Annotated in this window: 13 protein-coding genes; 12 read left to right on the top strand and 1 reads right to left on the bottom strand. The window is 61.9% G+C overall.

What is annotated here, in order from left to right; all coding sequences use genetic code 11:
* The first annotated feature begins 7 nt into the window (after positions 1-7).
* The 11 genes from rpmE (at position 8) to Q0864_RS08060 (ending at position 10,359) form a co-directional block, all read left to right on the top strand.
* The gene (gene rpmE, locus Q0864_RS08010) at positions 8-229 is read left to right on the top strand and encodes a 50S ribosomal protein L31 (RefSeq protein ID WP_298567747.1); all 222 of its coding nucleotides are present in this window, start codon (positions 8-10) and stop codon (positions 227-229) included.
* Between the two features lie 113 nt (positions 230-342).
* Entirely contained in the window at positions 343-1,041 is a 699-nt protein-coding gene (locus Q0864_RS08015; protein ID WP_298567751.1) for a DUF4336 domain-containing protein, read from the top strand.
* 147 nt (positions 1,042-1,188) lie between these two features.
* Positions 1,189-2,001 carry a division plane positioning ATPase MipZ gene (locus tag Q0864_RS08020; protein ID WP_298567754.1) on the top strand — a complete coding sequence of 271 codons (813 nt, stop codon included), beginning with the start codon at positions 1,189-1,191 and terminating at the stop codon, positions 1,999-2,001.
* A 60-nt stretch (positions 2,002-2,061) separates the two neighbouring features.
* On the top strand, positions 2,062-3,009 hold the full coding sequence (locus Q0864_RS08025) for an ABC transporter permease (protein WP_298567757.1): 948 nt from the start codon (positions 2,062-2,064) through the stop codon (positions 3,007-3,009).
* Between the two features lie 8 nt (positions 3,010-3,017).
* On the top strand, positions 3,018-3,833 hold the full coding sequence (locus Q0864_RS08030; protein WP_298568813.1) for an ABC transporter permease: 816 nt from the start codon (positions 3,018-3,020) through the stop codon (positions 3,831-3,833).
* Positions 3,830-5,407: a dipeptide ABC transporter ATP-binding protein gene (locus Q0864_RS08035; RefSeq protein ID WP_298567760.1), complete on the top strand. Its 1,578-nt coding sequence runs from the start codon at positions 3,830-3,832 to the stop codon at positions 5,405-5,407. Before Q0864_RS08030 ends, Q0864_RS08035 begins: the two co-directional genes overlap by 4 nt.
* 1 nt (position 5,408) lies before the next feature.
* The gene (locus tag Q0864_RS08040) at positions 5,409-6,848 is read left to right on the top strand and encodes an aldehyde dehydrogenase family protein (protein WP_298567763.1); all 1,440 of its coding nucleotides are present in this window, start codon (positions 5,409-5,411) and stop codon (positions 6,846-6,848) included.
* Positions 6,849-6,851: 3 nt separating this feature from the next.
* The gene (locus Q0864_RS08045; protein WP_298567766.1) at positions 6,852-8,009 is read left to right on the top strand and encodes a crosslink repair DNA glycosylase YcaQ family protein; all 1,158 of its coding nucleotides are present in this window, start codon (positions 6,852-6,854) and stop codon (positions 8,007-8,009) included.
* A 55-nt stretch (positions 8,010-8,064) separates the two neighbouring features.
* Positions 8,065-8,805, top strand: coding sequence for an SDR family oxidoreductase (locus tag Q0864_RS08050; protein WP_298567769.1), 741 nt, complete (start codon positions 8,065-8,067; stop codon positions 8,803-8,805).
* Positions 8,805-9,791, top strand: a complete 987-nt coding sequence (locus tag Q0864_RS08055; protein ID WP_298567772.1) for a P1 family peptidase — start codon at positions 8,805-8,807, stop codon at positions 9,789-9,791. Before Q0864_RS08050 ends, Q0864_RS08055 begins: the two co-directional genes overlap by 1 nt.
* 10 nt (positions 9,792-9,801) lie before the next feature.
* On the top strand, positions 9,802-10,359 hold the full coding sequence (locus Q0864_RS08060) for a hypothetical protein (protein WP_248369752.1): 558 nt from the start codon (positions 9,802-9,804) through the stop codon (positions 10,357-10,359).
* A gap of 3 nt (positions 10,360-10,362) precedes the next feature.
* On the opposite strand, the gene Q0864_RS08065 is transcribed toward Q0864_RS08060, so the two are convergent.
* Positions 10,363-11,145, bottom strand: a complete 783-nt coding sequence (locus Q0864_RS08065) for an alpha/beta hydrolase (RefSeq protein ID WP_298567776.1) — start codon at positions 11,143-11,145, stop codon at positions 10,363-10,365.
* Between the two features lie 63 nt (positions 11,146-11,208).
* On the opposite strand from Q0864_RS08065, the gene Q0864_RS08070 reads away from it, so the two are divergent.
* Positions 11,209-12,687, top strand: coding sequence for an NAD-dependent succinate-semialdehyde dehydrogenase (locus Q0864_RS08070; protein WP_298567779.1), 1,479 nt, complete (start codon positions 11,209-11,211; stop codon positions 12,685-12,687).
* The last annotated feature ends 63 nt before the right edge of the window (positions 12,688-12,750 follow it).

A 12,750-nucleotide genomic window follows, 5' to 3' on the forward strand; every position in this document is an offset into this window, starting at 1 on the left:
CGTCACCATGAAAAAGGATCTTCATCCCGAATACCACATGATCGACGTCAAAATGACCGATGGCACGATCGTGCAAATGAAATCGACCTGGGGCAAGGAAGGCGACACCATGTCGCTGGATATCGACCCTTCGGCCCACCCGGCATGGAACGGCGGCAGCTCGCGCCTTCTGGACACCGGCGGCCGCGTGTCGAAGTTCAAATCGAAATACGAAGGCTTCGGCTTCTAAGCCACGCCTCTTTCGAAACAGGAAAACGCCGTTCCGCTGGGGCGGCGTTTTTCGTTGCAGGACCGCATCTGCGCCCCTAGCCTTGCGGGCAACAGGACGAAGATAGGGCGCAGATGATCTCACCGTTTGGACCAGAGATTTGGCTCGTAGGCGGCCCTTCCATCACCGCGGCCGCCGGGTTTCATTACCCGACGCGGATGGTCTTGATCAGGTTGAACGAAAGCGATCTGTTCGTTTGGTCGCCGATCGCGCTGACAGATGGCTTACGTCGTGACCTCAGCGCACTTGGGACTGTCAGATATCTTGTTGCACCGAACACGTTGCATCATATGTATTTGCAGGACTGGATCGCGTCCTTTCCGGAAACAACAGCATTTGCGGCGCCCGGGCTAGCCGCGAAACGAGCCGATATTGCGTTCGCGGGCGAGTTGACAGACACACCGGACCCCGCTTGGGCGCACCACATGGATCAGGTCGTGATAGCCGGAAATGCGATCACGACCGAGGTCGTCTTTTTCCATCGCCCAAGCGGCACCGTGCTGTTTACCGACCTTCTTCAACAGTTGCCAAAGGACTGGTATTCAGGTTGGCGCGCAATTGTTGCCCGCCTTGATCTGATGACAGGGCGCGAGCCTGCGGTTCCACGAAAGTTTCGTATGGCATTTCGTGACAAAGCCGCACTTCGCCAGTCGGTGCGCAAGATAAAATCTTGGCGGCCGCGCGCCCTTGTGATGGCTCATGGAATGCCCGTTACGCAAAATGCGCCAGACGTCCTTGACCGGGCGTTCGCGTGGGTTCCGGCATCCAAATGACCCCGCCAGCATGCAAACGGCACGAAACAACGCTATGGCACTGAAGACTCAACCCTGATTTCAATGCGCAGAACATCTTCCCACCGCGCGGCATCGGTCATATAGTCCCCGCCATAACAAGCTGCTCAAACAGTCGGGGATACAGGCGTGGCGCATATTATCGTGGTTGGAAACGAAAAGGGTGGGGCCGGCAAATCCACCGTGTCCATGCATGTCGCGACAGCCTTGTCGCGCTTGGGGCATAAGGTTGGGGTGCTGGACCTGGACCTGCGTCAAAAGACGTTCGGGCGGTTCATCCAAAACCGCACGATCACGATGGAGCGTGAAGGCACCACCCTGCCAACGCCCGAATATCACGACCTGCCCGAGGTGGACCCATCTGGCCTGAAGCCGGGCGAAAACCCCTATGACCGGCGTCTTTCGATGGCCGTCGCGGCGCTTGAATCCGATTGCGATTTCATCTTGATCGACTGCCCAGGTTCGCACACGCGCCTGAGCCAAGTGGCCCATTCACTGGCCGACACGCTGATCACGCCGCTCAATGACAGCTTCGTCGATTTCGATCTTTTGGCCCATATCGACCCGGACACCAACAAGGTCCGGGGCCCCTCGGTCTATTCCGAGATGGTGTGGAACGCGCGCCAGCTGCGCGCCAAAGCGGGGCTAAAACCCATCGACTGGATCGTCGTGCGCAACCGTCTGGGTGCGCAAATGATGCACAACAAAAAGAAAATGGGGGATGCGGTCGAAGACCTGTCCAAACGCATCGGATTTCGCGTGGCCCCCGGCTTCAACGAGCGTGTCATTTTCCGCGAACTGTTTCCGCGTGGCCTGACCCTGTTAGATCTGCGTGATATCGGTGTGCTGGGACAGATGAACATCTCGAACGTGGCGGCGCGCCAAGAGTTGCGCGAGCTCATGAAGGCGTTGAACCTGCCCGGCGTTGAGGTGAAAATCTAACAGCGTCGCAGGACCGATTACCTCTTTCCGACGCGCCACCCCCCGTCTACGCTCGCGACCATGTTGCGTTATGTCCTGACCCGCGCTTTGTCGCTTGGCCTCAGCCTTGTGGTCGCCTCGCTGGTGATTTTCGCCATGATCGAGGTGATCCCCGGCGATCCGGCCTCGTTTATGCTGGGCCTGAACGCTCAGCCTGAAACGGTGGCCGCCCTGCGCGAGGATCTGGGGCTGAACGGATCGTTGCCTGTGCGGTATCTGGGGTGGGTCGGGGGCATGGTGACGGGGGACTTTGGCACCTCTTACACCTATCGCGTGCCGGTCACCGATCTGGTTCTGGAACGGTTACAGGTTTCGCTTCCGCTGGCGCTTTATGCGCTGATCCTGTCGACGGTTATTGCGATCCCGGTTGGTATGATCGCCGCTGCGCGACGCGGGCGACCATCCGATTTCGCGATCATGGGGGTCACTCAGCTTGGCATCGCGATCCCCAACTTCTGGTTTGCGATGCTGCTGGTCGTGGTCTTCGCCATTCAACTGCGCTGGTTTTCAGCGGGTGGCTTTGTGGGATGGGACGATGGAGTCGCCCCGGGCCTAAAGGCGCTGACGCTGCCCGCCATTGCGTTGGCGCTGCCGCAGGCCTCTATTCTGGCGCGTGTGATGCGGTCGTCCTTGTTGGACGTGTTGCATCAGGACTATATCCGCACCGCGCGTGCCAAGGGGCTGTCTGTCGCACAGGCCACGCGCCGCCACGCCCTACGCAACGCGCTGATCCCGGTTCTGACCATCATCGGGCTGCAATTCAGTTTCCTTCTGGCCGGCGCGATCATTATCGAGAACGTCTTTTTCCTGCCCGGACTTGGGCGACTGATTTTTCAGGCCATCACCCAGCGCGACCTCGTGGTGGTGGAAAGCGTGGTGATGCTGTTGGTCTTTGCGGTGATCCTTGTGACCTTCCTGGTCGATGTCACCTATGCGCTGGTGGATCCGCGGCTCAGGAGGCGTCCTTAATGACCCGGTTGCCCGCACAACTGATCATCGGTGCGTGCCTTAGCACGGTCTTTCTGGGTGCTGCGCTGTTGTCCTTTCTCTGGACCCCATACGACGTCACCAATTTGGACATTGCCGCCAAGCTTAGACCGCCGTCGACCACGCATCTATTGGGCACCGATCATTTCGGGCGTGACCTTGTGTCGATGCTGATGGAGGGCGGGCGCATCTCGATCGCCGTCGCCGTTCTGGCCGTTGGCATCGGCATGGGGCTTGGCGTGCCTTTGGGTCTGACGGCCGCCGCCCATCGGGGCGGGTTGCTGGATGAGGTGATCATGCGCGGCAACGATTTGGTCTTTGCCTTCCCCTCGCTGGTCATCGCCATCCTGATCACCGCGACCTTCGGCCCGTCGGCGACCAACGCGATCATCGCCATCGGCATTTTCAACATCCCCGTGTTTGCACGTGTCGCACGCGGTGGTGCGCTGACGATCTGGACACAAGACTTCATCATGGCCGCGCGTGTCGCAGGCAAGAGCAGGGCGCGGATCAGCCTTGAACACGTGCTACCTAACATCGCGAACCTTCTGATCGTGCAGGGCACCATCCAGTTTTCATTGGGCATTCTGGCCGAGGCGGGGCTGAGCTATGTTGGCCTTGGCGCCCAGCCGCCGACCCCCAGTTGGGGGCGAATGCTGGCAGATGCACAGACGATGATCTATGCCACCCCGCGCCTCGCCTTGGCGCCGGGGCTGGCCATCGTTGCGATGGTGCTGGGCCTGAACCTTATGGGCGACGGTCTGCGTGACCTGCTTGATCCCCGGATCAGAAGGGCACGCGCATGATCCGCATCGAAGACCTTGCCCTGTCCATCCACGGCGTTCCGATCCTGCGCGATGTGGACCTGACGATTGCGCCCGGTCAGGTGGTCGGGCTGGTGGGCGAAAGCGGGTCGGGCAAGTCGATGACGGCACTGGCCCTGATGGGGCTGTTGCCGCGCGGCATGACCACATCCGGCCAGATATGGCTGGACGACACGGACCTTACGACGCTGGACGAAGACGCGATGTGCGACATTCGCGGGCGTCGCATCTCGATGATCTTTCAAGAACCGATGACGGCGCTGAACCCGGTCAAGACCATCGGCGATCAGGTGGCCGAGACGCTGTTGATCCATGGCCGCGCCAACAGGAGCGACGCCAACCGCATCGCTGCCGAAAAACTCGCCCGCGTGGGCCTGCCGCAAGACCGTTTTCCACTGGATCGCTATCCGCACGAGCTGTCGGGCGGGCAGCGGCAGCGGGTTTGCATCGCCATGGCCATCGCGCTGCATCCCGATCTGCTGATCGCGGATGAACCCACCACCGCGCTGGACGTGACCACACAAGCGCAGATTCTTGATCTGCTGAAGGAACTCGTCGCCGAAGATGGCATGGGGCTTTTGCTGATCACCCACGACCTAGCCGTGGTGGCCGGCATGGCCGACCACGTCGCCGTCATGCGCAAAGGTGAAATCGTCGAGCAGGGCGAAACCGAAACCCTGTTTCGCACCATGTCGCACCCATATACCCGGCAACTGCTGGATGCCTCCGGTCATGTGCCCGACGGTCAGGCCATCCCGCAAGACACCCCGCTGCTAGAGGTGCGCAGCGCGGTGCGTGACTACCCCTTGCCTCGCACGCACCTGTTTGGCCCGACCCCGCAATTTCGCGCGGTGGATGGGGTCGGTTTTACGTTGAACAAGGGCGAAAGCCTTGGGCTAGTCGGCGAAAGTGGCTGCGGGAAATCGACACTCAGCCGCGCCATTCTGGGTCTGGAACCGCTGCAAGGCGGAGAGATCCTTCTGAATGGCACGCCCATCGCGCCCGACATGCCACACGCCCGCCGAGCCGGGCTGCAAGTGGTGTTTCAAGACCCTTACGGCAGCTTCAACCCCCGCTGGACCGTCGAACGGCTGGTCGCCGAGCCCTTTCACCTGCTGGGAAGCCGCCCCGGAGACTGGCGGGACCGCGTGCGCGATGCGCTGGCCGAGGTCGGCTTGGACGCTGACACCATGACCCGCTATCCGCACGAGTTTTCCGGTGGGCAGCGTCAGCGCATCGCTATTGCCCGCGCCCTGATCTTGCGACCCGAGCTAATCATCCTCGACGAAGCTGTGTCGGCGCTCGATGTCTCCATCCGCGCCGGTATCCTCGACCTGCTGGCAGACCTTCAGGCGCGTCACGGGATGGGCTATCTGTTCATCAGCCATGACCTTGGCGTCGTGCGCTCGATCACGGATCGGGTGCTGGTGATGAAGGCAGGCAAGATCGTCGAGGACGGCGCGACCGAGGCCGTCTTTGCCGCGCCCAAACACACCTATACGCAAACCCTGGTCAACGCCGCGCCGGTCATCCCGCCCGCGTGGAAGGAGGCTTAAGATGAAAGAACTTTGGTTCGATCCGACCGAGATCCTGATCGGCGGTTCGTGGCGCAAGACCAAGCGTACCCTGCCCGTCGAAGACCCCTCGACCGGCGAGGTTTTCACGCAAATCGGGCGCGGCGCTGCCAATGAAATCGACGCCGCCGTGACCGCCGCGCAATCCGCGTTGGAAGGCGATTGGGGCCGGACGACGGCAACCGAACGCGGGCGCATCCTGACCCGGATCGGGCGGCTCGTGGAAACGCGCGTGGAGGAGTTGACCGCGCTTGAGGCGCGCGATGTGGGCAAGCCCCTGACCCAAGCGAAGAACGACGCCGTGGCTCTGGCGCGATACATGGAATTCTATGGGGGTGCCGCCGACAAGGTGATGGGCGACACCATCCCCTATCTGGACGGCTACACCGTCTATACCCTGCGCGAACCACATGGCGTCACAGGCCATATCGTGCCGTGGAACTACCCGATGCAGATCATCGGACGGTCCGTCGGGGCGGCGCTTGCGATGGGCAACGCCTGCGTGTTGAAACCCGCCGAGGAAGCCTGCCTGACCGCGCTCGCCTTCGCGCGACTGGCCGAACAGGCAGGGTTGCCCAAGGGTGCGCTGAACGTCGTCACAGGGTTGGGCGAGGAAGCGGGTGCGGCCCTGTCCGCCCATCCCGGTGTTCAGCATATCAGCTTCACCGGCTCAGTGCCCGTGGGCGGTTTGGTGCAAGCCGCCGCCGCACAAAACGTGGTGCCCGTGACGCTGGAGCTTGGGGGCAAGTCGCCTCAACTCGTGTTCGACGATGCCGACCTTGATGCCGCCCTGCCGTTTCTTGTAGGCGCGTGCATCCAGAACGCGGGCCAGACCTGCTCGGCCAGTTCACGGGTGCTGGTGCAGCGCGCCGTCTATGATGACGTGGTGGCGCGAATGGGTGCGGCCTATGACGCCTTGCAAGTGGGGCCTGCGACTGCCGATCTGAATGTCGGTCCCCTGATCTCGGCACGTCAGAAAGAAATCGTCGAGGGGTTTCTTGCGAAGGGCCGCGACCTGCGCGTGGCCGGACGCGGGCAAATCACAGACGCGCCGGAAGGTGGGCATTACGTGGCCCCAACCCTTTTTGCCGATGTGCCGCCAGACCACCCGCTGGCGCGCGACGAGGTGTTCGGCCCGGTGCAGGTCATCATCCCGTTCGACACCGAAGAAGAAGCCGTGCAGATCGCGAACTCCACCGATTATGGGCTGGTGGCCAGCATCTGGACCGCTGACGGTGCGCGCCAGATGCGGCTGGCGAAACGACTGCGCGCGGGGCAGGTTTTTATCAACAATTACGGCGCGGGCGGTGGCGTCGAACTGCCCTTCGGCGGGGTCGGAAAATCCGGGCACGGGCGCGAAAAAGGGTTCGAGGCGCTTTACGGCTTCTCGCAACTCAAAACCATCGCCGCGAAGCACGGGTGACACATGGGCGCGCGGCTGAAACTCTCGAACAAGCAGGCGCGGCACCTGTGGCTGTGGACCAACGCGCTGTCCGACACGCCGACCGGGGCGCTGGATCTTGACGCGATCATTTGGCGTTTGGGGTTCGTGCAGATCGACACGATCCGCAACGTGACCCGCGCGCACAACCATATCCTGTGGAGCCGCAATCAAAACGTCCGCGAAGGAATGATCTGGGACCGGCTGGCCAAGCGCGACGTTTTCGAGCATTTCACCCATGACGCCAGCCTGATCGACAGGCGTGTGCTGCCCTATTGGCGGCGGCAGTTTGACAGGCTGGGCGCGCAGGTCGGGCGGTATGAATGGTATCAGTCAGGGCTGGCCAAGGCGCAGATTGCCGACATACGCAAGCGTATAGAAGCCGAGGGCGCATTGTCCACCCACGCCTTCGACACCAAGGTCGAAAAGCGAGAGATGTGGGCGCGCCCGCCGCACAAGAAAGCACTGGATCAGATGTGGTATTCGGGAGAGCTTGCCACCTGCCACCGCAAGAATTTCGTGAAGTTCTATGATCTGGGCACGCGGGTTTTCCCCACGCATGAGCCCGCCGAGGATGCTCACGCCGTCGACTGGCTATGCTCTGCCGCGATGGACCGGCTGAGCTTCGGCACGAGCGGCGAGGTGGGTCGGTTCTGGGACGCGATGAGCGCACGTGAGGCGAAAAGCTGGTGTGACGCCGCCGAACTGGTGCCGGTCGAAATTGAAACTGCCGATCGCGGCAAACTCACTGCACTTGCCCATCCTGACATCGAAACGCGGCTCGCCACCCTGCCCGCGCCCACCACGCGGCTGCGCATCCTGAACCCGTTCGACCCGGCCATCCGCGACCGCGCCCGGTTGGAGCGTCTGTTCGGCTTCGATTACCGCAACGAAATGTTCGTCCCCAAGCCCAAGCGGCGCTGGGGGTATTACGTCTATCCTCTGCTGGAAGGCGACCGCTTCGTCGGGCGGATTGAATTGAAGGCAGACCGCAAGGCAGGGGTGTTGAGCATCGTCGGGTTCTGGCCTGAGCCAAGGGTGCAATGGCCAGTGGCTCGTCACGCAAAGCTTGAGGCCGAGCTTCAGAGATTTGCACGCTTTGCAGGACTGAAGCAGGTGGTGTGGCATACCACGCCGGGTTGACTTGCACCGTCGTCCAAATCGGCGCAAGCTTGACTCATCAACCAAGGGGGATCGGATGCGACTTCAGGGGAAAACGGCCATTGTGACCGGCGGGGCGTCGGGCTTCGGCGCTGGTATTGTTGGCAAATTCGCAGCCGAGGGTGCGCGCGTGATGGTCGCCGACCTGAACGACGATCTGGCCCGCACGGTGGCTGCCGAGGTGGAAGGTGTCGCCCATCACGTCGATGTCTCCAGCGGTGACAGCGTGGCCCAAATGGCGCGTGCGGCACACGAGCTTTGGGGCCATGTGGACATTATCGTGAACAATGCGGGCATCACCCATTTGCCCAAACCGATGGAAGAGGTTGACGAGGGCGAGTTCGACCGCGTCTTCGCCGTCAACGCCAAATCGGTTTACCTGATGGCCCGTTATTTCGTGCCGTCGATGAAGGCGGCGGGCACCGGCGCGATCTTGAATGTCGCCTCGACCGCTGGCCTCAGCCCGCGCCCGAACCTGAATTGGTATAACGCCTCGAAAGGCTGGATGATCACCGCGACCAAGGCGATGGCGGTCGAACTGGCCCCGCATGGCATCCGCGTCAACGCGATTTGCCCCGTGGCGGGCGAGACGCCGCTTCTGTCCAGCTTCATGGGCGAGGACACGCCCGAGATGCGCGCGAAATTCCTGTCCACCATCCCGCTGGGCCGGTTCTCGACCCCCGAGGACATGGGCAACGCGGCGTGCTTCCTATGCTCGAATGAGGCGTCGATGGTCACGGGTGTGGCGATGGAAGTCGATGGCGGGCGGTGCATCTGATGAAACCCGGCCCCCGAAACCTGATCACTGATGTCGCTGGCCTGCTGGTCGGCAATGCCGAGGACGAGGTGATCAAAACCGGCGCGACCGTGCTGGTGGGCGATGCGCCCTTTACGGCAGGCGTTCATATCATGGGCGGTGCGCCGGGCACGCGGGAAACCGCCCTGCTGGCGCCCGACAAGCTGGTGCAACAGGTCGATGCGCTGGTTCTGTCAGGCGGTTCGGCCTTCGGGCTGGATGCAGCGTCGGGTGTGGCGGACGGGCTGCGCGCGCTGGGGCGCGGGTTTCAGGTGGGCGACCAGCGGGTGCCAATCGTGCCGGGCGCAATCCTGTTTGATCTTCTGAACGGCGGCGATAAGGGCTGGGCGGAGAACCCCTACAAGGCTTTGGGGCGCGCAGCACTAGACGCTGCCAGCACAAACTTCGCGCTTGGCACGACCGGCGCGGGCACCGGGGCGACGGTTGACGGGCTAAAAGGTGGGCTTGGCTCGGCCTCACTGGTTTTGGACTGCGGCATAACGGTGGGCGCGTTGGTGGCCGTAAACGCTTTGGGCGCGGTGACAATGGGCGACGGCCCTGCCTTCTGGGCGGCCCCGTGGGAGATGAACGGTGAATTCGGCGCACGCGGTATAGGCACGCATGACCCAACCATTGAACCTCACCCCGAGGCGCACATGGGCGAAAACACCACCATCGCAATCATCGCAACCGATGCGGACCTGACTCAAGCGCAGGCCACCCGGCTGGCCACAGCCGCCCATGACGGAATGGCGCGCGCGATCCATCCCAGCCACACGCCCTTTGACGGAGACCTGATCTTTGCCGCTGCCACCGGTGCACGCGCCCTGCCCGACGCAGGCTTTGATGCGCTGCGCCTGGGCCATGCCGCCGCCACATGTCTGGCCCGTGCCATCGCCCGCGGTGTTTACGCGGCAACGCCCGCCAAACACGACACATTGCCCACATGGACCGAGAAATTTTCTTGAGGAGGACCTTATGAAACGTTTGTTCAAAGCCGTTGCTCTGGCCACATTGCTGGCCCCAAATCTCGCCCTTGCCGACGAGGTGACCGACACGCTGCAAAGCGCCCTGAAAGCCTATGAAGAAGGCGACATCACCTACACGCTGGAAGAACTTGAATACGCAAAGCAATTGCTTCAGGCGATGAAAACCGCAGACCTTGCCAAGTTCCTGCCCGAGGCACCCGACGGCTGGACCCGCGAAGTGTCGACCGAGATGAACGCGGGCCTTGCCATGCTGGGCGGTGGCGCCGGAGCCGAGGCGACCTATTCGGATGGGTCCGAGGAGTTCTCGATCACCATTATGGCAAACAACCCGATGGTGACCGCGCTGTCAGGGATGCTGGCGAATGCCGGGCTGATGGGCGTGAAGCTCGAACGGGTTGGGCGGATGAAATACCTCAACCAAGACGGAGAGCTGTCGGGCATCGTCGACGGGCGCATTCTGATCCAGGCCGAGGGCACAGACACCGACGTGATGATCCCCGTGCTTGAAACCATCGACCACCGCGCGCTGGAAGATTTCGGCCGCTAGAGCTTAACACAAAAGCGCGGCGTTCATGTCGCTGTCCGGGTCGCTGAGCGGTTCGATCACGTCGAAATGGTGCCGGTCAGGGGCGATGACCAGATCGGCCTCTGGCCACGCCAACGCCAAATCGCGGGCTTGATCCAGAAAGGCGGGCCGTTCGTCTGCCCCCACCCAGACCGTGGTCGGAATGCCGGCGCGACCTTCGTTCAGGGCCGGGCTTTCCGCCTGCGCTTCCGCCTCGTCAATGTGAAGCGTTTCGTTCATCGTGGTCTGCATCAGCGGGTGAAGATCACTCAGCGGAGAGATCGGCATGATCCGCGCGATCCGGTCGCGACACGCCAAGTCCACATCAAGGCAATTCATCCGCGCCACTAGGTGCCCGCCCGCGGAATGGCCTAACAGATAGATTGGGCCTGCAACCACTGAAGCAGCGGCATCGATGGCCGACGCGACGGCCTTTGTGATCTCGCCAATCCGCGCCTCAGGGGCCAGCGGATAAGACGGAAGCGCCACCGCATACCCCCGCGCCACCGCACCCGCAGCCAAATGCGTCCAGTCGCGGCGACCGAACGCCATCCAATAACCGCCGTGAACGAATACAACCAGCCCCTTGGGCGGTGTCTCCGGCAAAACCAGATCGAACCGTTTCGCATCTTCTTCGCCATATGCCACGTCCAGCCGAAGATTCTTGTGCGTGCGCCGAAAGTCGGCCGCCATTTTCTGCCATTTGGTCGGAAAATCCTTCCCATTCGGGATGAAATCCGCGTTCGCATAGGCTATGTCGAGATTCATGACAGATATCCTGTGATTTGGTCGGGCCAGTCCCGAACGACACATGAGCTATGGGAGAGTAAAATGGCCGCCAACGCAACCGAGCTGAAAAGCTTGCTGAAAGACCCGTCCTTGGTCGAAACCCGCGCCTATGTGAACGGCGAATGGATCGACGCCGATGACGGCGCAACCTTCGATGTCAAGAACCCCGCACGCGGCGACGTGATTGCCAAAGTGGCCGATCTGTCCCGCGCCGAAGTTGCGCGCGCCATTGATTGCGCCGACAAGGCGGGCCGCGAATGGGCCAAGCGCACGGCGAAAGACCGCGCCAACATCATGCGCAAATGGTTCAACCTGATGATGGAAAATCAGGGCGACCTTGCCACGATCCTGACCGCCGAGATGGGCAAACCGCTGGCGGAAGCCACGGGTGAAATCGCCTATGGTGCCAGCTTCATCGAATGGTTTGGCGAAGAGGCCAAGCGCATCTATGGCGAAACCATCCCCGGCCACCAACCTGACAAACGTCTGATGGTGATCCGTCAGCCGATCGGGGTCGTCGCCTCGATCACGCCATGGAACTTCCCCAACGCGATGATCACCCGCAAATGCGGCCCGGCTGTGGCCGCTGGCTGTGGTTTCGTGGGTCGTCCGGCGGCTGAAACGCCATTGTCGGCAACGGCTCTGGCCGTTCTGGCCGACCGAGCGGGCATCCCGGCGGGTGTCTTCAACATCGTGCCAAGCTCGCGCAGTTCGGACATCGGCAAGGAATTCTGCGAGAACCCCTTGGTGCGCAAGCTGACCTTCACAGGCTCGACCAATGTTGGCCGCATCCTGCTGCGTCAGGCTGCCGATCAGGTGCTGAAATGCTCGATGGAGCTGGGCGGCAACGCACCCTTCATTGTGTTTGACGACGCCGATCTGGATGCTGCTGTCGAGGGCGCCATCGCCTGCAAATTCCGCAACAACGGCCAGACCTGCGTCTGCGCCAACCGGATTTATGTGCAGGAAGGCGTCTATGACGATTTCGCCAAACGCTTCGCCAAGGCCGTGTCCGCCCTGCCCGTCGGTGACGGCCTGAACGAAGGCATCGCCCTTGGCCCGTTGATCTCGCAAGACGCGGTTCAAAAAGTGCGCGAACACGTGGCCGACGCGACGTCGAAAGGCGGCGAGATCATTTTGGGCGGCAAGGAGCACGAGAAAGGCGGGTTGTTTTTCGAACCCACGATCATCAAGAACGCCACGCGTGATATGGAGGTCGCCACGGACGAAACTTTCGGCCCGATGGCGCCGCTGTTCAAGTTCAAGGACGAAGATGACGTGATCGCACAGGCCAATGACACGATCTTCGGGCTGGCGTCGTATTTCTATGCCAACAACCTCAGCCGCGTTTACAAGGTGGCCGAGGCGCTGGAATACGGCATCGTCGGCGTGAACACCGGCATCATCTCGACCGAGACCGCACCGTTTGGCGGCGTGAAACAATCGGGCCTTGGCCGCGAGGGCTCGCGCCACGGGATCGAGGATTTCCTTGAGATGAAATACATCTGCATGTCGGTGTAAACGCGTGAAAACCGAATGAATTGAAGGCGGTGGGGCAACCTACCGCCTTTTTTCATTTTCACG

Origin of the sequence: uncultured Aliiroseovarius sp. (assembly GCF_947497285.1) — a bacterium.
Classification (GTDB): Bacteria; Pseudomonadota; Alphaproteobacteria; order Rhodobacterales; family Rhodobacteraceae; genus Aliiroseovarius.